26 protein-coding genes and 1 riboswitch are annotated in these 24,828 nt (G+C 61.7%); of the genes, 21 read left to right on the top strand and 5 right to left on the bottom strand.

Annotated features, from left to right (window positions below):
- Positions 1-111 precede the first annotated feature (111 nt).
- Positions 112-1,158: an amidohydrolase family protein gene (locus AC3WMV_RS26630; protein ID WP_103369303.1), complete on the top strand. Its 1,047-nt coding sequence runs from the start codon at positions 112-114 to the stop codon at positions 1,156-1,158.
- Positions 1,159-1,296: 138 nt separating this feature from the next.
- The gene (locus AC3WMV_RS26625; protein WP_103369304.1) at positions 1,297-2,922 is read left to right on the top strand and encodes a methyl-accepting chemotaxis protein; all 1,626 of its coding nucleotides are present in this window, start codon (positions 1,297-1,299) and stop codon (positions 2,920-2,922) included.
- 193 nt (positions 2,923-3,115) lie between these two features.
- On the opposite strand, the gene AC3WMV_RS26620 is transcribed toward AC3WMV_RS26625, so the two are convergent.
- From AC3WMV_RS26620 to purM, 3 genes are read right to left on the bottom strand one after another with little or no spacing between them, the layout of a single operon-like run.
- Positions 3,116-3,829, bottom strand: a complete 714-nt coding sequence (locus AC3WMV_RS26620; RefSeq protein ID WP_007962880.1) for a DUF3108 domain-containing protein — start codon at positions 3,827-3,829, stop codon at positions 3,116-3,118.
- Between the two features lie 8 nt (positions 3,830-3,837).
- Positions 3,838-4,488: a phosphoribosylglycinamide formyltransferase gene (purN, locus tag AC3WMV_RS26615; protein WP_103369305.1), complete on the bottom strand. Its 651-nt coding sequence runs from the start codon at positions 4,486-4,488 to the stop codon at positions 3,838-3,840.
- Positions 4,488-5,546: a phosphoribosylformylglycinamidine cyclo-ligase gene (purM, locus tag AC3WMV_RS26610; RefSeq protein ID WP_027614051.1), complete on the bottom strand. Its 1,059-nt coding sequence runs from the start codon at positions 5,544-5,546 to the stop codon at positions 4,488-4,490. The genes purN and purM overlap by 1 nt, the downstream gene beginning before the upstream one ends.
- A 374-nt stretch (positions 5,547-5,920) precedes the next feature.
- On the opposite strand from purM, the gene AC3WMV_RS26605 reads away from it, so the two are divergent.
- From AC3WMV_RS26605 to AC3WMV_RS26585, 5 genes are all read left to right on the top strand, one after another.
- Entirely contained in the window at positions 5,921-6,979 is a 1,059-nt protein-coding gene (locus AC3WMV_RS26605; RefSeq protein ID WP_103369306.1) for a DUF2066 domain-containing protein, read from the top strand.
- A gap of 34 nt (positions 6,980-7,013) precedes the next feature.
- On the top strand, positions 7,014-8,087 hold the full coding sequence (locus AC3WMV_RS26600; RefSeq protein WP_103369307.1) for an AI-2E family transporter: 1,074 nt from the start codon (positions 7,014-7,016) through the stop codon (positions 8,085-8,087).
- Positions 8,088-8,306: 219 nt separating this feature from the next.
- Positions 8,307-9,011 (top strand): DnaA regulatory inactivator Hda, encoded by a 705-nt coding sequence (gene hda, locus AC3WMV_RS26595; RefSeq protein ID WP_025111852.1) that lies wholly within the window; start codon positions 8,307-8,309, stop codon positions 9,009-9,011.
- Between the two features lie 225 nt (positions 9,012-9,236).
- Entirely contained in the window at positions 9,237-9,851 is a 615-nt protein-coding gene (locus AC3WMV_RS26590; protein ID WP_007962885.1) for a C40 family peptidase, read from the top strand.
- Between the two features lie 220 nt (positions 9,852-10,071).
- Positions 10,072-10,608, top strand: coding sequence for a C40 family peptidase (locus AC3WMV_RS26585; protein WP_027614054.1), 537 nt, complete (start codon positions 10,072-10,074; stop codon positions 10,606-10,608).
- Positions 10,609-10,740: 132 nt separating this feature from the next.
- Here the strand turns inward: AC3WMV_RS26585 and AC3WMV_RS26580 are convergent, their stop codons facing one another.
- Positions 10,741-12,054: a PQQ-dependent sugar dehydrogenase gene (locus AC3WMV_RS26580; protein WP_103369308.1), complete on the bottom strand. Its 1,314-nt coding sequence runs from the start codon at positions 12,052-12,054 to the stop codon at positions 10,741-10,743.
- Between the two features lie 66 nt (positions 12,055-12,120).
- Positions 12,121-12,705: a hypothetical protein gene (locus AC3WMV_RS26575; RefSeq protein WP_103369309.1), complete on the bottom strand. Its 585-nt coding sequence runs from the start codon at positions 12,703-12,705 to the stop codon at positions 12,121-12,123.
- 164 nt (positions 12,706-12,869) lie between these two features.
- Positions 12,870-13,099: riboswitch (cobalamin riboswitch) on the top strand.
- 81 nt (positions 13,100-13,180) lie between these two features.
- Between AC3WMV_RS26575 and cobO the strand changes: the two genes are divergently transcribed.
- From cobO to AC3WMV_RS26505, 14 genes are all read left to right on the top strand, one after another.
- Positions 13,181-13,792: a cob(I)yrinic acid a,c-diamide adenosyltransferase gene (cobO, locus tag AC3WMV_RS26570; RefSeq protein ID WP_027614057.1), complete on the top strand. Its 612-nt coding sequence runs from the start codon at positions 13,181-13,183 to the stop codon at positions 13,790-13,792.
- On the top strand, positions 13,789-15,114 hold the full coding sequence (locus tag AC3WMV_RS26565; protein WP_103369310.1) for a cobyrinic acid a,c-diamide synthase CobB: 1,326 nt from the start codon (positions 13,789-13,791) through the stop codon (positions 15,112-15,114). The genes cobO and AC3WMV_RS26565 overlap by 4 nt, the downstream gene beginning before the upstream one ends.
- Positions 15,111-15,761 carry a 5,6-dimethylbenzimidazole synthase gene (gene bluB / locus AC3WMV_RS26560; RefSeq protein ID WP_103369311.1) on the top strand — a complete coding sequence of 217 codons (651 nt, stop codon included), beginning with the start codon at positions 15,111-15,113 and terminating at the stop codon, positions 15,759-15,761. The genes AC3WMV_RS26565 and bluB overlap by 4 nt, the downstream gene beginning before the upstream one ends.
- On the top strand, positions 15,758-16,666 hold the full coding sequence (cbiB, locus tag AC3WMV_RS26555; RefSeq protein WP_097087506.1) for an adenosylcobinamide-phosphate synthase CbiB: 909 nt from the start codon (positions 15,758-15,760) through the stop codon (positions 16,664-16,666). The genes bluB and cbiB overlap by 4 nt, the downstream gene beginning before the upstream one ends.
- Positions 16,659-17,651 (top strand): threonine-phosphate decarboxylase CobD, encoded by a 993-nt coding sequence (gene cobD / locus AC3WMV_RS26550; RefSeq protein ID WP_027614061.1) that lies wholly within the window; start codon positions 16,659-16,661, stop codon positions 17,649-17,651. Before cbiB ends, cobD begins: the two co-directional genes overlap by 8 nt.
- A complete protein-coding gene (locus tag AC3WMV_RS26545; protein ID WP_103369312.1) occupies positions 17,648-19,099 on the top strand; it encodes a cobyric acid synthase in 1,452 nt (483 codons plus the stop codon). Before cobD ends, AC3WMV_RS26545 begins: the two co-directional genes overlap by 4 nt.
- 112 nt (positions 19,100-19,211) lie before the next feature.
- On the top strand, positions 19,212-19,733 hold the full coding sequence (gene cobU / locus AC3WMV_RS26540; protein WP_103369313.1) for a bifunctional adenosylcobinamide kinase/adenosylcobinamide-phosphate guanylyltransferase: 522 nt from the start codon (positions 19,212-19,214) through the stop codon (positions 19,731-19,733).
- Positions 19,730-20,785, top strand: a complete 1,056-nt coding sequence (cobT, locus tag AC3WMV_RS26535; protein ID WP_103369314.1) for a nicotinate-nucleotide--dimethylbenzimidazole phosphoribosyltransferase — start codon at positions 19,730-19,732, stop codon at positions 20,783-20,785. Before cobU ends, cobT begins: the two co-directional genes overlap by 4 nt.
- On the top strand, positions 20,782-21,357 hold the full coding sequence (cobC, locus tag AC3WMV_RS26530) for an alpha-ribazole phosphatase family protein (protein ID WP_027614065.1): 576 nt from the start codon (positions 20,782-20,784) through the stop codon (positions 21,355-21,357). The genes cobT and cobC overlap by 4 nt, the downstream gene beginning before the upstream one ends.
- A 1-nt stretch (position 21,358) precedes the next feature.
- Positions 21,359-22,090, top strand: a complete 732-nt coding sequence (locus tag AC3WMV_RS26525) for an adenosylcobinamide-GDP ribazoletransferase (protein WP_027614066.1) — start codon at positions 21,359-21,361, stop codon at positions 22,088-22,090.
- Between the two features lie 174 nt (positions 22,091-22,264).
- A complete protein-coding gene (locus tag AC3WMV_RS26520) occupies positions 22,265-22,669 on the top strand; it encodes a MarR family winged helix-turn-helix transcriptional regulator (protein ID WP_007950413.1) in 405 nt (134 codons plus the stop codon).
- A gap of 53 nt (positions 22,670-22,722) precedes the next feature.
- Positions 22,723-23,931 (top strand): MFS transporter, encoded by a 1,209-nt coding sequence (locus AC3WMV_RS26515; protein WP_097087521.1) that lies wholly within the window; start codon positions 22,723-22,725, stop codon positions 23,929-23,931.
- Complete coding sequence (locus AC3WMV_RS26510) at positions 23,928-24,053, top strand: hypothetical protein (RefSeq protein ID WP_256214479.1); 126 nt, start codon at positions 23,928-23,930, stop codon at positions 24,051-24,053. Before AC3WMV_RS26515 ends, AC3WMV_RS26510 begins: the two co-directional genes overlap by 4 nt.
- A gap of 55 nt (positions 24,054-24,108) precedes the next feature.
- Positions 24,109-24,666: a glutathione peroxidase gene (locus tag AC3WMV_RS26505; protein WP_103369754.1), complete on the top strand. Its 558-nt coding sequence runs from the start codon at positions 24,109-24,111 to the stop codon at positions 24,664-24,666.
- Positions 24,667-24,828: the final 162 nt, after the last annotated feature.

Here is a 24,828-nt window from a genome sequence, read left to right as displayed (position 1 = left end):
GGAAAAAGTCGTGCGATCAAAAAAGGACCTTGCAGTTATAGAGCATTCCTACAGAGCCGCGTTCCACTTTCCTGCAGGATGAACCCTTGTCATCGGCTCAGGGTCTAGGCTATGCCTACCTGCCGGAGATTACTTGTGTCCTTGTTTCGTTTGAGTCTTGCCTGCCTGCTGGCATTTGCCGGTAGCGCCAGCGCCCGCGATTACACCTACAGCGATGCGCACCTGCACTACGTGGATTTTTTCCAGGAAACCGCCGGCATGGCGAAATTGCTCACGGCGATGAAGGACAATTCCATCGACCATGTGATGATTTCCGGTATTCCCGTGGCGAAGAAATGGCACGAGGACGAACCCAAGCGTCCGCGTTATTACGCCGGCGATGATGCCGATGCCTACTGGTACAGCGCCACGGACGTGATCGTTGCCGATGCCGTGCAAAAGCTGACTCCGGAGCATCGTCAGCACTTTCATCCGTTCCTGTCGGGCTTCAACCCCAATGACAAGAACTCCGCCGCGCACATCCAGCGCATGCTCGATCTGTATCCGGGGCTGTGGCAGGGCATTGGTGAAGTGTTCACCCGCCATGATGACTTGACGGCGTTGACCGCCGGCGACACGCCACGGGCCAATAACGAGGCGATGAAGCGGATTTATCACCTGGCTGCCGAAAACGATCTGCCAGTGATGCTGCATTCCAACATCACTTCCAAGCGTGAGAAAAATCCGCTGTACCTGAAGGAAGTCGAAGAACCCCTGCGTAATCACCCGCACACCCGGTTCATCTGGGCGCACGCCGGCACCAGCGCGGAAATTCATCGGCACCAGACGCAACTGGATTTTCTCCTGCCCACGGTGAGTCGGATGCTTGAGGCTTATCCGAATCTGTACATCGATCTGTCGTGGAGCATGCTGACACCGTACCTGCTGGACGAGCAGGGCAAGCCGCGTGCGGAATGGCTGGCCTTGGTCGAGAAATACCCTGATCGGTTCATGATCGGCTCGGATGTTGTAGGCCGTTTCATCAAGCTCGGTCAGGAAATGCGCAGCTTCACGCCGTTCCTTGATGCCTTGCCTGAAGAAATTGCGCGTAAGGTCGCCCGGGATAACTTCCTGGCGATATTGCCGCGAACAGCGGCAAAGTCCGGGAAACCGCGCTGAATCGTTAATGCCGAGGGTTCGAAGTATCGAGGCGTTTTGATATCACCTTTTGGTCTTACGCAAATTTTCGCCGGGCCGATACCTTCTAAAGCAACCAGCTGCAGGGTTGATGCAGCGCTTTTGGAAGGAACCAGAGTCATGAGCATCCGTAGTCTCAATATCGCGCCGCGAGCCGGCCTGGGTTTTGGTGTGTTGGCGCTGATGGTGTTTGCCCTGGGGGCGTTCGCCCTGCTGCAAATGGCGAACATGCGCGCCCAGTCTGATGAGGTCGACAACAACTGGCTGCCGAGCGTCATGGCGGTCGGCGAGATGAGTCAGGACATGTTGCGCCTGCGTGCGCTGACCATGCGCCTGCTGCTCAATCGCGACCCGCAGGCGCTGGCGCAGAATGTCGCCAAGCTCAATGACCTGCGCGGTGTGTTGAGCGAAGCGCAACAACGCTATGACGTGTTGATCGTGCTGCCCGAAGAGCGCAAGTTGTTCGACCGCTTCAAGGTCGCCGAGCACAAGTACCTGGAGTTTCAGGCGCAGGTCATGCAGTTGTCCGCACAGAATCGGGTGGAGGAGGCGGCGGCGATTCTCAACGGTGAAATGAGCCCGTTGGCCGACGACATGGCGGCCACCCTGAAGGAGTTGGTCGAGCTGAACAAGCACAACGCCAACCTTGCCACCGAAGCCGCGCGCCTGGTTTTCATCAATTCGCGGGTGTGGGTCGGGGTGATGATTGGCATCACCGCGCTGATCACCATCGGTCTGGCGCTGCTGCTGACCCGCAGCATCGTCCTGCCGCTGGCGCAATCACTGGGCGTGGCGGAAGTGGTGGCCGGCGGTGATCTGACGGGCGATATCAACATCTCCGGCAAGGACGAACCGGCGCGGCTGCTGCAGGCGCTGAAAAGCATGCAGCACAACCTGCGCGACACCATCCGGCAGATTTCCGAGTCGTCCAGCCAGTTGGCGTCAGCCTCGGAGGAACTCAGTTGCGTCACCGAGGACGCCACGCGCGGGCTGCATCAGCAAAGCCTGGAGATCGAGCAGGCCGCCACGGCGGTCAATCAGATGACCGCTGCCGTGGAAGAGGTCGCGAGCAACGCCGTGGCGACTTCCGAGGCGTCGCGCGAGTCTGACCGGATTGCCCAGCATGGGCGCGAGCAGGTCAACCAGACGGTGACTTCGATCCAGTCCCTGGCTGACGACGTCACGTCCAATGCAACGCAGGTCGAGGATCTGGCGCAGAAGGTTCACGGCATCAGCAAAGTGCTCGACGTGATCCGCTCGATTGCCGAGCAGACCAATCTGCTGGCACTGAACGCAGCGATTGAGGCGGCGCGGGCCGGGGATGCCGGGCGTGGCTTCGCGGTGGTGGCCGATGAGGTGCGGGCGCTGGCCCATCGCACCCAGCAATCGACCCAGGAAATCGAGCAGATGATCGGTGGCATCCAGCAGGGCACCGATTCGGCGGTCAGTTCGATGCAACAGAGCAGCGTCCGCGCCAATTCGACTCTGGAACTGGCCAAGGCTGCGGGTTTGGCGCTGGAGGAAATTGCCTCGGCGTTCACCTTGATCAACGAGCGCAACCTGGTGATCGCCAGCGCCTCGGAAGAGCAGGCAGCGGTGGCGCGGGAGGTGGACCGCAACCTGATGAACATCCGCGATCTGGCGATGCAGACTTCGGCGGGGGCAAATCAGACCAGTGCGGCAAGCCAGGAGTTGTCGCGGCTGGCGGTGGATTTGAACAATATGGTGGCCAAATTTTCGGTCTGATCTGACCCTCGAAGATCGAGCTGAACCCTGTGGGAGCGAGCCTGCTCGCGAAAGCTGTGTATCAGCCATAAACAAGTCGGCTGAACTGACGCCTTCGCGAGCAAGCTCGCTCCCACAGGGGATATGTGTCGTCGCGAAAACTGCAGGCATAAAAAAGCCCCGCAATTGCGGGGCTTTTCGTTGTAGCGGCGGATCAGCTGCCTTTAACGGTTTTGCCGTTGACCGTGCCGTCCTGGAGCATGATGTTGTACTCCTTGCCATCGGTTTCAACCTGTTGCAGGCGCACCAGCAGGTAATCCCAGTCCTTGGCGAACCACAGCACCGTGATGCGCTTGCTTTGTGTCGGGTCGCGCACGCGCTCGACCTTGATTGCATCGATCTTGCCGGCCTTGGTGTCGACTTTCTCGGCACCCAATACACGGAAGTCATAGGTGTCGACTTCACCGTCGTCGACCACCTGATAGCTCATGGTCTTTTTGCCGGCGGCCACGTCATGCTGCAGCGCCAACTGGTAGGTCGACTTGTCGACCATGCCACGGTTCAGCGGGATCTTCACCGCGTCGCCCCGGTCAGTGCCGGTGACCATCTTGCTGTTCCAGTCGAAGTCCAGATCAGCCTTTTTTGCTTTGCCCAGACCACCACGTTCGAAGTGGTAGGACTGTGGCAGCAGGGTGTCCTTGTCCAGGGTCAGCGTGCTTTCTTCGGTCAGGCTGGCGATCATCATCGACGCCTTGAAGCTGAGTTTCCAGACACCGTTGGCTTCCTTGGTCAGGCTGCGTTCGGCGGTGCCGCTCATGGGCAACTGTTTCCAGTCGGCGGTGTAGCTGGCGGAGAACGGTTGAAGGTCTGCCGCCTGCGCGAAAGGCAGGGCGAGCAGAGCGCAAGCGAAGAGCAGGGCGCGACGCATAAAATCTCCTAGTGTCGAATCAAGTGGCCGCTGGCCGCGAGTAACTGGCCATCCAGTAAAGCACCTTGCTCACCGAGTGCCAGTCGGCCTTCGCCAAACCAGCGTACAGCCATCGGGTAGATCAGGTGTTCCTGGACATGCACTCGCTGCGCAAGTGTCTGCGGCGTGTCGTGCAACTCTACCGGTATTACTGCCTGTACGACCAGTGGTCCACCATCGAGTTCCTCGGTGACGAAGTGCACGGAGCAGCCGTGCTCGGCATCGCCGGCCTCCAGCGCGCGCTGATGAGTGTGTAACCCTTTGTATTTGGGCAGCAGCGACGGGTGGATATTGAGCAGGCGACCCTGGTAGTGACGCACGAAATCAGCGCTGAGAATGCGCATGAAGCCGGCCAGTACCACGAGTTTCGGTTTGAATTCGTCGATCAGTTCGATCAGGGCAGCATCGAAGGCCTCGCGACCTTCGAAAGCCTTGTGATCCAGCGAGCGGGTGGCGATACCCGCGTCACTGGCGCGTTGCAGGCCGTAGGCGTCGGCGCGGTTGGAAATCACCGCAGCGATGCGGACCGGGCTGTCGCCGGTCCGCGTGCTGTCGATCAGAGCCTGCAAGTTACTGCCGGTGCCGGACAACAGCACCACGACATCACAGGTTGCGGACATTAATGAGCCTTAAGGTTCTGCAGATCAACCTGGGCAGCGCCTTCGGCAGCGGCAGCGATCTGGCCGATGACCCAAGGCTGCTCGCCGGCATCACGCAGGGTGTTCAGGGCCACTTCAACGTGCTCCTGAGCCACGCAGATCACCATGCCGACGCCGCAGTTCAGTACGCGGTGCATTTCGGTCTCGTCGACGTTGCCTTTCTCTTGCAGCCAGTCGAAGACCGCCGGGCGAGTCCAGCTGGCCACGTCAACCACGGCCTGAGCGCCTTTTGGCAGAACGCGCGGAATGTTGTCCAGCAGGCCGCCACCGGTGATGTGGGCCATGGCTTTGACCGCGCCGGTGTCTTTGATCAGCTTGAGCAGCGGCTTCACGTAGATGCGGGTCGGGGCCATCAGCAGTTCGGTCAGTGGCTTGCCGTCGAGCTGAACGGTTTCAATGTCGGCACCCGACACTTCGATGATCTTGCGGATCAGCGAGTAGCCGTTGGAGTGCGGGCCGGACGATGGCAGGGCGATCAGTGCGTCACCGGTGGCGACTTTCGAGCCGTCGATGATTTCGGCTTTTTCCACGACGCCGACGCAGAAGCCGGCCAGATCGTAGTCTTCGCCTTCGTACATGCCAGGCATTTCAGCGGTTTCGCCGCCGACCAGGGAGCAGCCAGCCAGTTCGCAGCCTGCACCGATACCGGTGACCACGGTGGCAGCTACGTCGACGTTCAGCTTGCCGGTGGCGTAGTAGTCGAGGAAGAACAGCGGTTCTGCGCCGCACACCACCAGATCGTTGACGCACATGGCGACCAGGTCCTGGCCGATGCTGTCGTGCTTGTTCAGGTTCAGCGCCAGGCGCAGCTTGGTGCCGACGCCATCAGTACCGGAAACCAGCACCGGCTGTTTGTAACCGGCCGGGATCTCGCAGAGGGCGCCGAAACCGCCCAGGCCGCCCATGACTTCCGGGCGCGCAGTGCGCTTGGCGACGCTCTTGATGCGTTCGACCAATGCTTCACCGGCGTCGATGTCTACACCGGCGTCCTTGTAGCTCAGGGAGGGTTGCTTGCTCATGATCCAGGCCTTTAGGGGAGGGGATTCAGGGGTAACGACCGAGTTCAGCGGGAACATCGAAATCGAGAGGGCGATGGCCTTACGCGAATTTCGGGGTGCCCGGCTGTTGCCGGTCTGCGAAGGCGCGCGATTTTATCAGGCTTGAGGGGCAGCGGCCATCCTCGCGCCGACGGGCAGGGGCATAATCGACTGAAATTTTTTGCAATTGTGCCGGGCGGCTGCCTGTATAAGGTGTGCCGATTAACCGTCTATCGTTATCACTGTGCAAAAACTTACCGCTAGCGTGTGAATGTTTTGCGATGGCAGATTGTCACAGCCTTGCTTAACCGGTTCACGCGGCCTGTTCCAGCCGCTCCTGTCGACGGGAATTTTCCATGCGTTTTTGTAAATTGTTGGTTGTGGGTTGTTTGTCGTTGGTCAGCTTGGCGAGTCATGCCGAAAACCTCAAAGGTCTCTATCAAGTGCGCCAGCCAGTCAGCAGCCAGGCGCCGGAAGAGCGTGATCGCGCCACGCAGGCGGCGCTCGATACGCTGGTGTTGCGCCTGACCGGTGACCCCAAGGCTCCGCAGAATCCGGGGCTGGCAGCGATTCGCAAGGATCCGCAGCAGATCATCAGTCAGTTCGGTTTCGATGCCGGGCCGCCGGAGGTGCTCAAGGTCGATTTCGATCCGGCCACCACCGAGCAGGCGCTGCGCCGGGCCGGGCTGTCATTGTGGGGGGCGAGTCGGCCGTCGATTCTGAGCTGGTGGCTGAACGATTCGACTGAAGGTTCGAGCCTGGTCGGCGACGGTCAGGCAGCGGCTGCACCATTGCGTTCTGCGGCTCAGCATCGCGGCTTGCCGCTGCGTCTGCCGCTGGCGGATCTGAGTGAGCAACTGGTGGCCACCGCGCCAGTGCTGGATGGCACCGATCCCGCGCCATTGCGCGGTGCTTCAGAGCGTTACGGCGCGGATGCCTTGCTGGCGGTGCATGCGCACGAAGAGGGCGGGCAGTGGCAGGCCAAGTGGCATCTGTGGCTGGGCGATCAGAAAGAGGCCGGCAGTGTGCAGGGCGCCGATCAGGCTGCCGTGGCCGATGCCGTGATGCTGGCGGTGGCCGAGCGTCTGGCGCCGCGCTTTGTCGCCAAGCCTGGCGCTTCGGGCCAACAGACCCTCGAAGTGCAGGGCATGAATCTTGAGCATTACGCCACGCTGCTGCGGTTACTCGAACCCTTCGGTGTGCGTCTGCAAAGTGTCGATGGTCATCGCATCGTGTATCGGGTCAACGGCAGTGCCGATCAGTTGCGCGCGCAGTTGTCGTTGGCGAAGTTGCAGGAGTTGCCGGCCGAAGCACCGACGCCAGTGGCAGCGCCGCAGCCAGCGGTGGCAGGTGCAGCGCCTGTTGCGGCTCCAGCGCCTGCACCGGTAGCACCTTCGTTGCGGTTTCGCTGGTAAGTCTTTCCTTATATAGAAGCAGTGGGAGTGGTAAATGGCCGATACGCGGCGTTGGTTCTGGCTCGGTGGGGTAGTCCTGCTTTGCGCGTTTGTGTGGTTGCTGCATCCGATCCTCACGCCGTTTCTGGTGGCGTTGCTGCTGGCGTATCTGTTCGATCCGCTGGTGGATCGGTTGGAGAAACTCGGTTTGTCGCGAACCTGGGGTGTGATCGCGGTGTTCGCCTTGTTCACTCTGATCGTCACCACGTTGCTGTTGGTGCTGGTGCCCATGCTTGCCAAGCAGTTGGTGCGTTTGTATGAGTTGGCGCCGCAAATGCTTGACTGGCTGCAGCACACGGCGCTGCCGTGGGCGCAATCGAAGCTGGGCCTGTCTGACGGCTTCTGGAAGTTCGACAAGGTCAAGGTGGCGATCAGCGAACACATGGGGCAGACCACTGACATCGTCGGTGTGGTGCTGAGTCAGGCGACGGCCTCGAGTCTGGCGCTGATCGGCTGGCTGGCGAATCTGGTGCTGATCCCAGTGGTGAGTTTTTATCTGCTGCGCGACTGGGACGTGATGATGGCCAAGATCCGCAGCCTGCTGCCGCGTGATCGTGAAGAAACCATCGTCTCGCTCGCCGGTGAGTGCCACGAAGTGCTCGGCGCGTTCGTGCGCGGACAGTTGCTGGTGATGCTGGCGCTGGGCGTGATCTACGCAGCGGGTCTGATGATTGTTGGTCTGGAATTGGGGCTGTTGATCGGCCTGATCGCAGGCCTCGCGGCCATCGTGCCGTACATGGGTTTTGTGATCGGTATTGGCGCGGCGCTGATTGCCGGGCTGTTCCAGTTCGGTGGCGACCTGTACCCGATGATCGGCATCGTTGCGGTGTTCATGGTCGGGCAGGCGCTGGAAGGCATGGTGCTGACGCCGCTGCTGGTCGGCGACCGGATCGGCCTGCATCCGGTGGCGGTGATCTTCGCGATCCTGGCCGGCGGCGAGCTGTTCGGCTTTACCGGAGTGCTGCTGGCATTGCCGGTGGCGGCGGTGATCATGGTGCTGGTGCGTCACGTGCACGATTTGTACAAGGACTCGGATATTTACAGCGGGGCAGATGAGCCCGAGTTGTAATCCGATCACGGGCGGTCCGGCATTGTGCCGGGTTGGCCCGGGTTTTGCGGCGGGTTCGTTCGATACCGCGTCAGAGAAACTGTCATAAAACCAGCGTGTTAACGCAAACCTTTGATTTTGCTTGGGGTCTGTCGCATTGTGCGCTCAGCTTCACGGGTATAAACTTCGCAAACTTTACACAGAGGCCACTAACGGTTCCTTGAGAACTGTTCAGTCAGCATGAAACCGATTCAGCTGCCCCTAGGTGTGCGTCTGCGTGACGACGCCACCTTCATCAACTACTACCCAGGCGCCAATGCCGCTGCACTCGGCTATGTCGAGCGCCTATGCGAAGCCGACGCCGGCTGGACCGAAAGCCTCATCTACCTGTGGGGCAAGCATGGGGTAGGGCGTACGCATCTGTTGCAGGCGGCGTGTCTGCGTTTCGAGCAGATGGGTGAACCGGCGGTGTATCTGCCGCTGGCCGAGCTGATGGATCGTGGTATCGAAATCCTCGACAACCTTGAGCAGTACGAACTGGTCTGCCTGGATGACTTGCAGGTGATTGCCGGCAAGCCGGACTGGGAAGAGGCGATGTTTCATCTGTTCAACCGCCTGCGTGACAGCGGTCGACGTTTGCTGATTGCCGCTTCAACCTCGCCGCGCGAGCTGCCGGTGAAACTGGCTGACCTCAAATCGCGCCTGACCCTGGCGCTGATCTTCCAGATGCGGCCGCTCTCCGATGAAGACAAATTGCGTGCCCTGCAATTGCGCGCGTCGCGTCGCGGTCTGCATCTGACCGATGAAGTCGGACACTTTATTCTGACTCGCGGCACCCGCAGCATGAGTGCATTGTTCGACCTGCTCGAACAGCTGGATCAGGCCTCGCTGCAGGCGCAACGCAAGCTGACGATTCCGTTCCTGAAAGAGACCCTTGGTTGGTAGCCAGCCCTTGAAATACGAGGCTTTCAGCACGTTTCGACATATTTCAGGCGCCAGAAAATCCGCGTTTCCGCAACGCATGCAGACCGCGTATCGAGTCAAATGGGCTTAAGCGCTTAGATGTAAACGAGAAACCGGGAAGTCACAAAAAGATCGATTGAATTTGCAAATGAGGCCGATAGCGGGCATAGTCTCGACTTCTTTACAACTTCAGCCACGGTCGTGCCCATGCTAAATCGCTTCGCACCCCTCGTGCCTCTCGCACTCGTCACCCTGTTGTTCGGTTGCGCTGCTCATTCTCCAGTTCAAGAGCAGCCTCAGCAGGTTAAAAATTCTGCCACTGCCCAGTCTTCCGTTATTTACCAGGAAGAGCTGGACACCGAAAAAGAACTCTCGGACTTCAACAAGAAGCCGTACGAGCTTCCGGTTCTGGCCGACAGTATCCTTGAACGCGGCATGTCCCTGATCGGTACCCGTTACCGTTTCGGCGGCACCTCTGAAGCCGGCTTCGACTGCAGCGGTTTCATCGGTTATCTGTTCCGCGAAGAAGCCGGCATGAATCTGCCGCGCTCCACCCGTGAAATGATCAACGTGGATGCGCCTCTGGTCTCGCGCGGCAACCTTGAGCCCGGCGATCTGCTGTTCTTCGCTACCAATGGTCGTCGCGGTCGTGTAAGCCACGCCGGGATTTACCTGGGTGACAATCAGTTCATCCACTCCAGCAGTCGTCGCAGCGGCGGTGTTCGCATCGACAGCCTGGGTGACAGCTACTGGAGCAAGACCTTCATCGAAGCCAAGCGCGCCCTCGCGATGGCTCCGACCGTGGTCACCGCTCGCAAGTAATTCCCCCGTTGTCGCCACGTCCGTGGCGACAAAAACTGTGCCCGGCAAGGGAGTAGACCTAGACTTTACAAGGTGAAGTTAAAGTCTTACTTGAAGTTTGCCGCGTAGCCGCTAGAATCCTGTATCTATATTGATGGCAAACCGCCTGCGTGCTCCGCAGGCGGTTTTGTTTCTGTCCATTCGGCAGAGAAAGCCGCAGCCAGATCAGGATGTTCTGCTTATGACGATGTCGGCCCGCCTCACAGTGATTTTCTTCGCAGCGCTGCTCAGCGCCTGCGCCAGCCGCACTCCGCCGCCTGCGCCAGTGGTACGCGCTCCGGTGGTATTCGGGCCTTCCCAAGCTTTTTCGCCTGCTGCTGAAGACGTGCTGTTTCGCGCGCTGGGTCTGGTTGGCACGCCTTATCGCTGGGGCGGCAACACACCGGATTCCGGGTTTGATTGCAGTGGTCTGATCGGTTTCGTCTACCGCGATGCCGCCGGTATCTCCTTGCCGCGCTCCACCCGCGAGATGATCGTGATGCAGGCGCCAAATGTCGGCAAAGAGGGTTTGCAGACTGGCGACCTGATCTTCTTTGCCACCAATGGCGGCTCGCAGGTCAGCCATGCGGGAATCTACGTCGGCGAAGGGCGCTTCGTGCACGCGCCAGCCACCGGCGGCACGGTGAAGCTGGACAGTCTGTCGAAGGCGTACTGGCAGAAGGCGTACCTGAGTGCCAAGCGGGTGTTGCAGCCGGAGCATCTGGCGCATAACCCGTAGTAAAAATCGCAGCCATTCCAATGTGGGAGCGAGCCTGCTCGCGAAAGCGCTGTATCAGTCAACCCAATGGAGGCTGACACTACGCATTCGCGAGCAGGTTCGCTCCCACAGTTGTTTCAGGTCAGGCAAAAGTTACTTGGCAGACGAAACCCGCCAAACCTTGTTCCCCACATCATCCGCCACCAGCAAACCACCTTGCTGGTCGATCACCACGCCTACCGGGCGACCCAAAGCGTTCTCGTCCTTGTCGAGGAAACCGGTGAGCACATCCACCGGTGCTCCATTCGGCTTGCCGGCGGCGAATGGTACGAAAATCACTTTATAGCCACTGTGCGGTTTACGGTTCCACGAGCCGTGCTGGCCGATGAACGCGCCCTCCTTGAACTGCGCCGGCAGGCTGTTGCCTTCAGCGAAGGTCAGGCCCAGCGAGGCGGTATGCGGGCCGACGGCGTAGTCCGGGGCGATAGCCTTGGCCACCAGATCCAGATTCTGCGGCTTCACCCGCACATCCACGTGCTGACCGTAGTAGCTGAATGGCCAGCCATAGAAGCCACCGTCCTTGACCGAGGTGATGTAGTCCGGCACCAGATCGCTGCCGATCTCGTCACGTTCGTTGACTGCTGTCCACAGCGCGCCTGTGGTGGGTTCCCACGCCAGGCCGTTGGGGTTGCGAATGCCCGAGGCGAAGATCCGGTGGTTGCCGGTGGCGCGATCCACTTCCCAGATCGCCGCACGTCCTTCTTCTTTATCCAGACCATTCTCGCCGACGTTGCTGTTCGAGCCGACGGTGACGTACAGCTTGTTGCCGTCCTTGCTGGCGATGACGTTCTTGGTCCAGTGATGGTTCAGGGTGCCGCCCGGCAGGTCGGTGACTTTGATCGGCTGGGTCTTGATCTCGGTCGCGCCGGATTCGTAGTGGAAGCGCAGCAGGCGATCGGTGTCAGCGACGTACAAATCGTTACCGACCAGGGTCATGCCAAACGGCGAATTGAGATTTTGCAGAAACACCGTGCGGGTCTCGGCCACGCCGTCGTGGTCGGCGTCGCGCAACAGGGTGATGCGGTTCGGGCTCGGCACACCAGCGCCGGCCTTGCCCATGACTTTCTTCATCACCCAGCCACGAATGCCGCTGCTGTCGTCAGGCTTGGGCGGAGCGTTGGTTTCCGCCACCAGCACGTCACCGTTGGGCAGCACGTAGAGCCAGCGCGGGTGATCGAGGCCTTCGGCGAATGCCGCGACTTGCGTGCCGGCCGCAGCGGTCGGTTTGCCGCCTGCAGGCCAGCCGACCGCCGGGGCGATGTTCACCGTCGGGATCAGGGTTTTGTTCGGTTCAGGCAGTTTCGGTGACGGGCCGGTGCCGTCAGAAACTTGCAGGCTGGAGGATTCACCGCAGGCGGCGAGCCCTCCGGCGAGGGCGATGACGAGAGCGAGTTGGGTTTTGCGCATTACTGATCTTCCCTATGAATGCTTGCCTAATCATAGAGGAGCTTGCGCACCCGATGGTTCAACCGCTCAACCGCGGGCCTCTTTGAACAGCACGGCGACGCCCGGGTGATAGTTGCCCGCTTCGCTGCGCAACTTGCGGTAGGCGTAGGGGAAATACCAGGCCACCGCGCAGCAGTGTTCCTTTTGCAGGTCGTCGACCATGTCCTGCAGTTCTTCGGGGCTGGCGCTGTGCTGGGCCTTTTGCGGGGCGACGAACAGGCAGCCGAGCTTGAGATCGCTGGCGAAGCTGATGCGTTTGGCGTCGCTGGTGATGTCCAGCAGGGCCTGGGTCAGATTAAGGTTGTTGACCCGTGGCCAGCGCTGGGTGGCCTGAAGGTAGGCGCGGTCTTCAGCGCCGGCGATGAACAGATCGGCGCGGGCATTGCGTTCGCCATCCTCGTTCTGCTTTCGGGTCGAGGTATCGCAAAGGGTCACCAGTTCGGCCATCCAGGCTGCCGCGGAGAGCAAGCCGAGATTGGCTTTCTCGTCATGCCAGTAAGGGGTGTCGTTGTCGCCGCGTACAGCGTTGTAGCGGTCGATACAGTCAAACCAGCGTTCAAGCATCGGGCGCAGGAATTCCAGGCGCGGGTTGCTGATGATCATGCCTTGCATCGTCATCATCCTTATTGTTGTGGTGTGCTTTTTCAAACAAAAGCATGGCTCTTTGATATCACTTGTCTCAGTGTGGCACAAGATTGGCGTCAGATAATTGATCGACGGCAGTTATTCGCCCGACGGCCCCCTCTTTAATTGACGCTCCACCCCCAACCCTCTAACCTTCGCGGCTTGTTTCAGGTGCTCTGTGACGCGTGTCGACAGAGTGAAACAGGGAAGCCGGTGAGGGTTGTCTTCAGGCGAAGCACGATCACGATCCCGGCGCTGCCCCCGCAACGGTAAATGAGTGAAAACTGTGCATTGAGCCACTGTGTCGACGACGCGGGAAGGCGCGCAGTCAGGCGATTCGCCGCTCATGAGCCCGGAGACCGGCCTGATCCATCCAGCGGCATCACGGTGGGCGATGCCAGGCTTTTTGCCGTCTATTCTTGTGCCTGCCCGCCGTTATCCAGCCTCAACGGAGAGCTCCCCCATGACCGATTCCCCCGAGCGCGACGAACGCCATCTGGCGCGTATGCAGCGCAAAAAAGCCGTGATCGACGAACGCATCGCCAATTCCCCTGACGAGTGCGGCCTGGTGCTGGTGCTGACCGGCAATGGCAAAGGCAAAAGCAGCTCGGCGTTCGGCATGCTCGCCCGCGCCATGGGCCATGGCATGCAGTGCGGCGTGGTGCAGTTCATCAAGGGTCGCAACAGCACGGGCGAAGAACTGTTCTTCCGCCGCTTCCCCGAGCAAGTGCGTTTTCACGTGATGGGCGAGGGCTTCACCTGGGAAACCCAGGATCGCCAGCGTGACATCGCCGCCGCCGAAGCCGCGTGGGAAGTGTCCCGCGAGCTGCTGCGTGATCCGTCGATCGGCCTGGTGGTGCTGGACGAACTGAACATCGCCCTCAAGCACGGCTACCTCGATCTGGATCGAGTGCTCAGCGACTTGCAGGCGCGTCCGCCGATGCAACACGTGATCGTCACCGGTCGCGCGGCCAAGCCGGAAATGATCGAGATGGGCGATACCGTCACCGAAATGGGCATGCTCAAACACGCCTTCCAGGCCGGTATCAAAGCGCAGAAAGGCGTCGAACTTTGAATCAACCACGTCACTGCCCGGCGGTACTGATTGCCGCGCCGGCCTCCGGTCAGGGCAAGACCACCGTCACCGCCGCGCTCGCTCGCTTGCATCGCAACCAGGGGCGCAAGGTGCGCGTGTTCAAGTGCGGCCCGGACTTCCTCGACCCGATGATTCTCGAGCGCGCCAGCGGTGCGCCGGTGTATCAACTGGACATGTGGATGGTCGGCGAGCAGGAAAGCCGCCGCCTGTTGTGGGAAGCCGCCGCCGAAGCCGATCTGATCCTGATCGAAGGCGTGATGGGCCTGTTCGACGGCACGCCGTCCAGCGCCGATCTGGCGCGGCATTTCGGCGTGCCGGTACTCGGCGTGATCGACGGCACCGCCATGGCCCAGACCTTCGGCGCATTGGCGTTGGGGCTGGCGCGTTACCAGCCGGACCTGCCGTTTGCCGGCGTGCTGGCCAACCGTGTCGGCACCTTGCGTCATGCGCAATTGCTCGAAGGCAGCCTCACCGAAGGTTTGCGCTGGTACGGCGCATTGTCCCGCGAGACCGGGATCGAGTTGCCGAGCCGCCATCTCGGTCTGGTGCAGGCCAGTGAACTGAATGATCTGGATCTGCGTCTCGACGCGGCGGCTGAAGCACTGGCCAGCAGTTGCGAGGTAGCGCTGCCACCGGCCGTGGAATTCGCCGCGCCTGAAATGATCAGCGCTGAACCGCTGCTCGACGGCGTGCGCATTGCTGTCGCTCGCGATGAGGCCTTTGCCTTCACCTACGGCGCCAGTCTCGACCTGCTACGGGCGATGGGCGCCGAGTTGAGTTTCTTCTCGCCGATCCGCGATACGCAATTGCCCGAGGCCGACAGTCTGTATCTGCCCGGTGGTTATCCGGAATTGCACCATGTCGCGCTGGCAGAAAACACTGCGATGCTCGATGCGATCCGTGCGCACCACGCCGCCGGCAAACCGTTGCTCGCCGAGTGCGGCGGCATGCTCTACCTGCTCGATGCGTTGACCGATGTCGACGGCATCCGCGCCGAATTGGTCGGGCTGCTGCGCGGTGAGGCGGTGATGCAAAAACGTCTGGCGGCACTGGCACTGCAAGCGGTGGATCTGCCGGAGGGCTCGCTGCGTGGGCACACCTATCACCATTCCCTGACCAGCACCGAACTGACGCCGATTGCCCGGGGCCTGAGTCCGAATGGCGGGCGTGGGGCGGAGGCGGTTTATCGGGAAGGGCGGATGACGGCGTCGTACGTGCATTTCTACTTTCCGTCGAATCCGAAGGCGATTGCCGCATTGTTTGCGCCAGAATGTCAGGCCGCTTTCGCGAGCAGGCCATGACCGACAACGCATTCACTGAGGCCGAGCGCACAGCGGTCTATAAAGCCATCGCCGAACGCCGCGACATGCGCCACTTCACCGGCGGCACGGTCGAACCGGAGCTGCTGCGCCGTCTGCTCGAAGCCGCGCATCAGGCGCCCAGCGTCGGCCTGATGCAGCCATGGCGTTTCATCCGCATCAGCGATCGCGCCTTGCGCGGGCAGATCCAGAACCTCGTCGAAGAAGAACGCATCCGCACCGCCGAAGCCCTCGGCGAGCGCAGTGACGAGTTCATGAAGCTCAAGGTCGAAGGCATCAACGACTGCGCCGAAGTCCTGGTCGCGGCGCTGATGGACGATCGCGAAAAACATATTTTCGGCCGTCGTACGCTGCCGGAAATGGACATGGCCTCGCTGTCCTGCGCGATTCAGAATCTGTGGCTGGCGTCCCGAGCCGAGGGGCTGGGCATGGGCTGGGTGTCGCTGTTCGAACCGCAGGCACTGGCCGATCTGCTGCAGTTGCCGGCCGGGGCCAAGCCGTTGGCGGTGTTGTGTCTGGGGCCGGTCAAGGAATTCTATCCGGCGCCGATGCTGGTACTCGAAGGGTGGGCGCAGGCGCGGCCGCTCAATGAGTTGCTGTACGAAAATTATTGGGGAGTGAGTCAATGAGTGTGGCGTTGTTGAGTGTCGCCGCGGTCGCGCTGGATGCGCTGCTGGGTGAACCGAAACGCTGGCATCCGCTGGTGGCGTTCGGCAATTTTGCCGGACGCATCGAGCGCCGTTTCAATGCGGGCGGGCGCGGCTGGCGCAGTCACGGGGTCACCGCGTGGGTGATCGCCGTGCTGCCGCTGACCTTGCTCGCCACCGCGTTTTCCTGGGCACCGTACGTGGGCTGGATCGTCGAGATTCTGGCGCTGTATTGCGCCCTCGGCATGCGCAGCCTCGGTGAGCATGTCGCGCCGGTAGCCGCCGCCTTGCGCGCCGATGATCTGGAAGAGGCGCGCAAACGCGTCGGCTATCTGGTCAGCCGCCAGACCAGCGAACTGGACAGCACCGCCGTTGCGCGCGCGGCCACTGAGTCGGTACTGGAGAACGGCAGTGACGCGGTGTTCGCCGCGCTGTTCTGGTTTGTCGTGGCCGGCGCGCCGGGCGTGGTGCTCTATCGCCTGAGCAATACGCTCGACGCTATGTGGGGCTATCGCAACGAACGCTTCGAACGCTTCGGCTGGTGCGCGGCAAAAATCGACGACGTGCTCAACTACATTCCGGCCCGGCTGGTGGCGCTGACCTACGCGCTGCTGGGCAACACTCGGCTCGCCTGGAAATGCTGGCGCAGCCAGGGCCCGCAATGGGACAGCCCGAATGCCGGTCCGGTGATGGCGGCCGGTGCCGGTGCATTGAATGTCGAACTGGGCGGCCCGGCGATCTATCACGGCGAACTGCATGAGCGTCCGCAACTGGGCGAAGGTTCGCCGGCCGATGCCGATTCGATTGATCGCGGCTGGCAATTGGTCCAGCGCGGGGTATGGTTATGGCTGCTGATTCTCTGCGTGGGGGCTGAATTCTATGCTTGAGCACGGTGGCCGGCTGCGCAAGGCTGCACTCGATTACGGGATTGCCGAGGCTGACTGGCTCGACCTCTCCAGCGGCCTCGCGCCGTGGCCGTTTGCGGTGCCGGAAATTCCGCTGCGCGCCTGGGCACGCTTGCCGGAAACCGATGACGGGCTGGAACAGGCCGCGTGTGATTACTACGGCGCTTCGCAGGTGCTGCCGGTGGCCGGTTCGCAGATGGCGATTCAGTTGCTGCCGCGTTTGCGCCGCGCCGGCAAGGTCGGTGTGTTGTCGCCGTGTTATGCCGAGCACGCCGAAGCCTGGCGCCGCAGCGGTTACATCGTGCGCGAAGTGCTGGAGCAGGAAGTCGAATTCTTCCTCGACAGCCTCGACGTGCTGGTGGTGGTCAATCCGAACAACCCCACCGGCCTGAGCCTGACCCCGGCGCGACTGCTCGACTGGCACGCGCGGCTGGCCCAGCGTGGCGGCTGGCTGGTGGTCGATGAAGCGTTCATGGATAACACACCGCAGCTGAGTCTGGCGCCGCATACCCACCAGATCGGTTTGATTGTGCTGCGTTCCTTCGGCAAGTTTTTCGGTCTGGCCGGTGTGCGTCTGGGCTTTGTGCTGGCCGAGCGCAAGTTGCTCAGATTGCTCGCGGAACAGGTCGGACCCTGGGCGGTCAGCGGGCCGACGCGGGTGCTCGGTCAGGCTTGCCTGCAAGACACCGAAGCGCACACCCGGCAACGCATTCGCAGCGATGAAGCCAGTGAACGCCTCGCGTTGTTGCTGGAGCGCTATGGCTTCAAACCTCAGGGCGGTTGCGCGTTGTTTCAGTGGCTGATCACCGAGCACGCGCCTGCGCTGCACGAGTTCATGGCCCGACGCGGCATCCTCCTGCGCATCTTCACCCACAACAGCAGCCTGCGTTTCGGCCTGCCTGCCAACGCCGCTGAAGAAGCGCGTCTCGAACAGGCGCTGCAAGCTTTCGCCAAGGAAACCCAATGACAACCTTGATGGTTCAGGGCACCACGTCCGATGCCGGTAAAAGTACGCTGGTGACGGCGCTGTGCCGCTGGGCCACCCGTCAGGGTGTGGCGGTGGTGCCGTTCAAACCGCAGAACATGGCGCTCAACAGCGCGGTGACCGCCGACGGCGGCGAGATCGGCCGGGCGCAAGCGGTGCAGGCACAAGCCGCGCATCTCGAACCGCACACCGACATGAACCCGGTGCTGCTCAAGCCCAACAGCGATACCGGCGCGCAGGTGATCATCCATGGCCGCGCGGTCACCAGCATGAACGCGGTGGCGTATCACGACTACAAAGCCATCGCCATGCAGGCGGTGCTCGCGTCGCATCAACGGCTCAGCGCGGCGTATCCGCTGGTGATGGTCGAAGGCGCTGGCTCGCCGGCCGAGATCAATCTGCGTGCCGGGGACATCGCCAACATGGGCTTTGCCGAAGCGGTGGATTGCCCGGTGCTGCTGATCGCCGACATCAATCGCGGCGGCGTTTTTGCGCATCTGGTCGGCACGCTGGAGCTGCTGTCGCCGAGCGAGCAGGCGCGGGTCAAGGGCTTCATCATCAACCGTTTTCGCGGTGACATCGCCTTGCTCCAACCGGGCCTCGACTGGCTGGAACAGCGCACCGGCAAACCGGTTATCGGTGTGCTGCCGTACGTGATGGACCTGCATCTGGAGGCCGAGGACGGCATCGACCAGCGCCAGACCGACAAGGCCGAGCAAGTGCTGAAAGTGGTGGTGCCGGTGCTGCCGCGCATCAGCAACCACACCGATTTCGATCCACTGCGTTTGCATCCGCAAGTGGATCTGCAATTCATCGGCCCGGGGCAGGCGATTCCTGCTGCCGACCTGATCATCCTGCCGGGCTCGAAAAGCGTGCGCAGCGATCTGGCGTATCTGCGCGCCAACGGCTGGGACGCGGCGATTAATCGGCACTTGCGCTATGGCGGCAAGTTGCTGGGGATCTGCGGCGGTCTGCAAATGCTCGGAGAGCAGGTGCACGATCCGCTGGGCCTGGAAGGCGCGCGGGGTTCCAGTGCAGGTCTGGGCTTGCTGGCGTTCGAAACCACGCTTGAAGCCGAGAAGCAGTTGCGCAATGTACGCGGGTGTCTGGCGCTGGAAAACGCCAAGGTCAGTGGCTATGAAATCCATGCCGGCGTGACGGTGGGGCCGGCGCTGGAGAATGCGGCGGTGCATCTGGATGACGGTCGTTGCGATGGCGCGCAGAGTCTCGACGGTCAGGTGTTCGGCACCTATCTGCATGGCTTGTTCGAATCACCGCAAGCCAGTGCCGCGTTGCTGCGCTGGGCCGGGTTGAGCGATGTGCAGGAGGTGGATTACCACGGCTTGCGCGAGCGCGATATCGAGCGGTTGGCGGATCTGGTGGAGCAGCATCTGGATACTGAATTGTTGCGTCAGCTCTGCGGGATTTGAGGTGGATTCATCGCGAGCAGGCTCACTCCTACAGGGGAATGCGATCTCCTGTAGGAGTGAGCCTGCTCGCGATGACTGAAGTCGGTACACCGCTAATTTGAAGGAATGAACCATGCTCCAACTGATCCTCGGCGGCGCCCGCTCCGGCAAAAGTCGCCTGGCGGAAAAACTCGCCAGCGACAGCCGTCTGGCCGTCACTTACATCGCCACCAGCCAGCCGCTGGACGGCGAAATGAACGAGCGGGTCGCCCATCACCGCGCCCGGCGTCCGGCCGAATGGGCGCTGATCGAAGAACCGCTGGAGCTGGCCCGCGTCCTGCGCGAGAACGCCAGTGCCGAGCGTTGCTTGCTGGTCGACTGCCTGACCCTGTGGCTGACCAATCTACTGATGCTTGATGACGCCGCGCGTCTCGCCGCCGAGCGCGACGCCCTGCTGGACTGCCTGGCGTCATTGCCGGGGGAAATCATTTTTGTCAGCAACGAGACCGGAATGGGTGTCGTGCCGCTGGGCGAATTGACTCGCCGCTACGTCGATGAAGCCGGTTGGCTGCATCAAGCTCTGGCCGAGCGTTGTCAGCGAGTCGTCCTGACCGTCGCCGGCCTGCCCCTGACCCTGAAAGGACCTGCGTTATGACTCAAGCGTGGTGGTTGAACCCGTGCCAATCCGTGAATGCCGAGATCGTTGAACAGGCGGCGGCGCGCCAGCAGCAACTGACCAAACCGGCCGGCTCCCTCGGTCGCCTCGAAAGCGTGGCGGTGCAACTGGCCGGATTGCAGGGGCAGATCAAACCGACGCTGGAGCAGGTCTGGATCGCGATTTTCGCCGGTGATCACGGGGTGGTCGCGGAAGGCGTTTCGGCATTCCCGCAGGAAGTCACCGGGCAGATGTTGCTCAACTTTGTCAGCGGCGGTGCGGCGATCAGCGTGTTGGCGCGGCAGCTCGATGCGCAGCTGGAAGTGGTCGATCTGGGCACCGTGACGCCGTCGTTGAATCTGCCGGGCGTGCGTCATCTGAACATCGGCCCGGGCACGGCGAATTTCGCCAAGGGCGCGGCGATGACCCAGGCACAGGGCGAACTCGCCTTGCAGGCCGGTCGCGACAGCGTGCTGCGCGCCAAAGCGGCCGGCACACAGTTGTTCATCGGCGGCGAAATGGGCATCGGCAACACCACTGCCGCCAGTGCGCTGGCGTGTGCCTTGCTCGACTGTCCGGTGGAGCACTTGACCGGTCCCGGCACGGGGTTGAATGCCGAGGGCGTCAGCCATAAAGCACAAGTGATCGAGCGCGCACTGGCGCTGCACGCGGCGCAACGTGGCGATGCGCTGCAAACCCTGTTCAACCTCGGCGGTTTTGAAATCGCCGCACTGGTCGGCGCGTACCTGGCGTGTGCGCAGGAAGGCGTCGCGGTGCTGGTCGACGGCTTTATCTGTACGGTCGCCGCGTTGGTCGCGGTGCGGCTGAACCCGGCCTGCCGCGAGTGGCTGCTGTTCGGTCATCGTGGGGCCGAGCCGGGCCATCGCCATGTGCTGGAAACCCTTAACGCCGAACCGTTGCTGGAGCTCGGCCTGCGTTTGGGCGAGGGCAGCGGGGCGGCGTTGGCCGTGCCGCTGTTGCGTCTGGCCTGTGACCTTCACGGGCAGATGGCGACGTTCGCCGAAGCTGCGGTGGCGGATCGTCCGGCATGACGTTGCGACTGGACCTGTTGCGCCACGGTGAAACTGAACTGGGCGGCGGTTTGCGCGGCAGTCTCGATGATGCGCTCACCGAAAAGGGGTGGGCACAGATGCGTGCCGCGGTGCTGGCGGGCGGGCCGTGGGATCGGTTGATCAGTTCGCCGTTGCAGCGTTGTGCGCGGTTCGCTGCAGAGCTGGGCGAGCAACTGAATCTGCCGGTGCAGCTGGAAAAGGATCTGCAGGAGCTGCATTTTGGTGCCTGGGAGGGCCAGAGCGCAGCGGCGTTGATGGAGACTGATGCCGAAGCGCTGGGGTTGTTCTGGGCCGATCCGTATTCGTTCACGCCGCCGCAGGGTGAGCCGGTCAGCAATTTTGCTGAACGTGTGCTGGGCGCGGTTGCGCGGTTGCATCAGGCCTATGCCGGTGAACGTGTTTTGTTGATCAGTCATGGCGGCGTGATGCGTCTGTTGCTGGCGCAAGCGCGAGGTTTGCCGCGTGAACAGTTGCTCAATGTCGAAGTCGCGCATGCTTCGCTGTTTGCGCTCAGCGTCGAAGCAGATGGCGTGCTCAAGGAAGGTCACTGAGATGCTGCCACTGTGGATCGCCCTGCAATTTCTCAGCAGTTTGCCGATTCGTCTGCCGGGTATGCCGGAGCCGCAACAGCTCGGGCGTTCGCTGGTGTTTTATCCGCTGGTGGGGTTGCTGTTCGGAGGGATCCTCTGGGCATTCAACCTGGCGTTGGCCGGCGCGCCGTTGTTGCTGCATGCGGCGCTGTTGCTGACGGTGTGGGTGCTGCTCAGTGGCGCGCTGCACCTCGATGGTCTGGCTGACAGTGCCGATGCCTGGCTTGGCGGTTTCGGTGATCGCGAGCGCACGCTGACGATCATGAAGGATCCGCGCAGCGGGCCGAGTGCCGTGGTGACGCTGGTGTTGGTGTTGCTGCTGAAGTTCTGCGCGTTGCTGGCGCTGATCGAGCAAGGGTACGCAGTGATGTTGATCATCGTTCCGTTGTTGGGGCGGGCGGCGCTGCTAGGGCTGTTTCTGACCACGCCGTATGTGCGCGCGGGTGGGTTGGGGCAGGCGTTGGCTGATCATTTGCCGCGTAGAGCTGGTTGGTGGGTGCTTGGGGCGAGTGCGCTGGGTTGTTTGTTGATCGGCGGGGTGAAAGCGATTGTTGCGCTGGTTTTCGCGTTGGTCGGGTTTGTCTGGCTGCGGCGGGTGATGATGCGGCGGTTGGGCGGGACTACGGGCGATACGGCGGGGGCGTTGCTGGAATTGCTGGAGATGGTGGTGTTGGTTGGGGTGGTGTTGGTCTGACATATTGCCAAGACACCGCCGGCCTCTTCGCGAGCAGGCTCGCTCCCACATTTGGAATGCATTCCCCTGTGGGAGCGAGCCTGCTCGCGAAAGCGGCCTGTCAGGCGCTACAAATGTAGTGGTAAAACTCATGTGTAACTTGATTTAACACAGTCGCGGGTATATACACGCATCATGCTTCCTTCTCAGTGTTTGTGCACCAACCTGCGTCGCGCCGCTCGTGGCGTCAGCAGGCATTACGACGGCGCTCTCGACGGCTTCGGGATCAACGTTGCCCAGTATTCTTTGCTGTGCAATCTGCAGCGTCTGGATCAACCGAGCATCTCGGAACTGGCCGAAGCCATGGGCCTGGATCGCAGCACCCTGGGGCGTAACCTGCGGGTGCTCGAAGGCGAGGGCCTGGTGGCGCTGGCCGAGGGTGAGGACATGCGTAACCGCATCGTCCGTCTCACCGAAACCGGTGCACAGCGCCTCGCGGCGGCGCTGCCGGCCTGGGAAGCGGCGCAACAGCGATTGATCGATCGTCTGGGCGCCGAGAAGCGTGAAACCTTGCTGCGACTTTTGGACGAACTGGCCTGAAGGCCGGTTTTTCCGGTTTTAAGCGGGTATATACCCGCGAACGGAGAATAACAATGACATCGATGTGGCGTACGTGCGGTTGGGTGTTGCTGGGAAGTGCGCTGATTCTGGCGTTGTCATTGGGCGTGCGGCACGGCTTCGGTCTGTTCCTGTCGCCGATGAGCGCGCAATTCGGCTGGGGGCGCGAAGTGTTTGCCTTCGCGATCGCTTTGCAGAACCTGATCTGGGGCCTGGCGCAGCCGTTCACTGGCGCGCTGGCTGACCGTTTCGGGGCGGCGAAAGTGGTGCTGGTCGGCGGCGTGCTGTATGCCGCGGGCCTGGTGTGCATGGGGCTGTCCGATTCGGCGCTGACCCTGTCGCTGAGTGCCGGTCTGTTGATCGGCATCGGTCTCTCCGGCACTTCGTTCTCGGTGATTCTCGGTGTGGTTGGCCGCGCCGTACCGCCGGAAAAACGCAGCATGGGCATGGGCATCGCCAGTGCCGCCGGCTCATTTGGCCAGTTTGCGATGTTGCCGGGCACTTTGGGCTTGATCGGCTGGCTCGGCTGGTCGGCGGCGCTGCTGGTGCTTGGCCTGCTGGTGGCGCTGATCGTGCCGCTGGTGAGCATGCTCAAGGACAAGCCGCTGCCGGTGCTCGGCCATGAGCAGAGCTTGTCCGAAGCATTGCGCGAAGCCTGCTCCCACTCGGGGTTCTGGCTGTTGGCGTTCGGCTTTTTCGTTTGCGGCTTCCAGGTGGTGTTCATCGGTGTGCACCTGCCGGCCTATCTGGTCGATCAGCATCTGCCGGCGACGGTCGGTACCACGGTGCTGGCGCTGATCGGGCTGTTCAATATCTTCGGCACTTATACTGCCGGCTGGCTCGGTGGGCGCATGTCCAAGCCGCGTCTGCTGACGGCGTTGTACCTGCTGCGTGCGGTGGTGATCGTGCTGTTCCTGTGGCTGCCGGTGACGACGACCTCGGCGTACCTGTTCGGCATGGCCATGGGCTTCCTCTGGCTGTCGACGGTGCCATTGACCAACGGCACGGTGGCGACCTTGTTTGGCGTGCGCAATCTGTCCATGCTCGGCGGTATCGTGTTCCTGTTCCATCAGCTCGGCTCGTTCCTCGGCGGCTGGCTGGGTGGGGTGGTGTATGACCGTACCGGGAGTTATGACTTGATCTGGCAAGTGGCGATTCTCTTGAGTCTGCTGGCAGCCGCGCTGAACTGGCCGGTACGCGAGCGTCCTGTGGCACGTCTGCAGCCGGCTGTCGGCGCCGTATGAAACGCTCCTGGCCTCAAATCGCCTTCACCGCACTCGGCGCGCTGTTGCTGGCGCTGGTGTGGTGGGGCTGGCATCAGGGCGGCCTGGCGTTAATGCAGTTGGGCCTGGGCGCTTGCTTGTAGGCTTGGATGGCGAGTAACGTCGGGAGTCTGATGACTGCTCAAAGGATGCCCCGACATGCTCATGCGCTGGTGTGCTGTACCCGCGTTGCTGATGGCGTTGACCGGACTGGCCCAGGCCGCTGACTGTCCGGAGGCGCTGCAAGGTTCGTTGCCCAAGTTGCGCGCCAAGGAATCCGTCGATCTGTGCCAGCGCTACGCCGGCAAGCCGCTGGTGGTGGTCAATACCGCCAGTTTCTGCGGCTTCGCCCCGCAGTTCGAGGGCCTCGAAGCGCTCAATCAGCATTACAAGGCGCAAGGCCTGGAAATGCTCGGCGTGCCGTCCAATGACTTCAAGCAGGAGTCCAAGGACAGCGCCGAAACCGCCAAGGTCTGCTACGCCAACTACGGTGTGACGTTCACCATGACCGAACCGCAGAAAGTCCGTGGCGACGACGCCACTCACCTGTTCAAGGTGCTGGCCAAGCAGAGCAGCGCACCGAAGTGGAATTTCTACAAATACGTGATCGACCGTCAGGGCAAGGTGGTCGCGAACTTCTCCAGCCTGACCAAGCCGGATGATCCAGAGTTCATTGCGGCAGTTGAAAAGGCCATCGCCTCAAAACCGCTCAACTGATAACACACGCTTTTTGTGGGAGCGGGCTTGCTCGCGAAGGCTGCGGATCTTTCAGCACTTGTTTTGAAGGTCAGACCGCATTCGCGAGCAAGCCCGCTCCCACATTTGATCTGTGGTGTTTGAACAGGCACAAAAAAGCCCCGCTTTCTGCAAAGAGAGCGG

Source organism: Pseudomonas sp. FW305-3-2-15-E-TSA4 (genome assembly GCF_058787295.1).
This window is presented reverse-complemented; position numbering and strand designations above follow the sequence as displayed.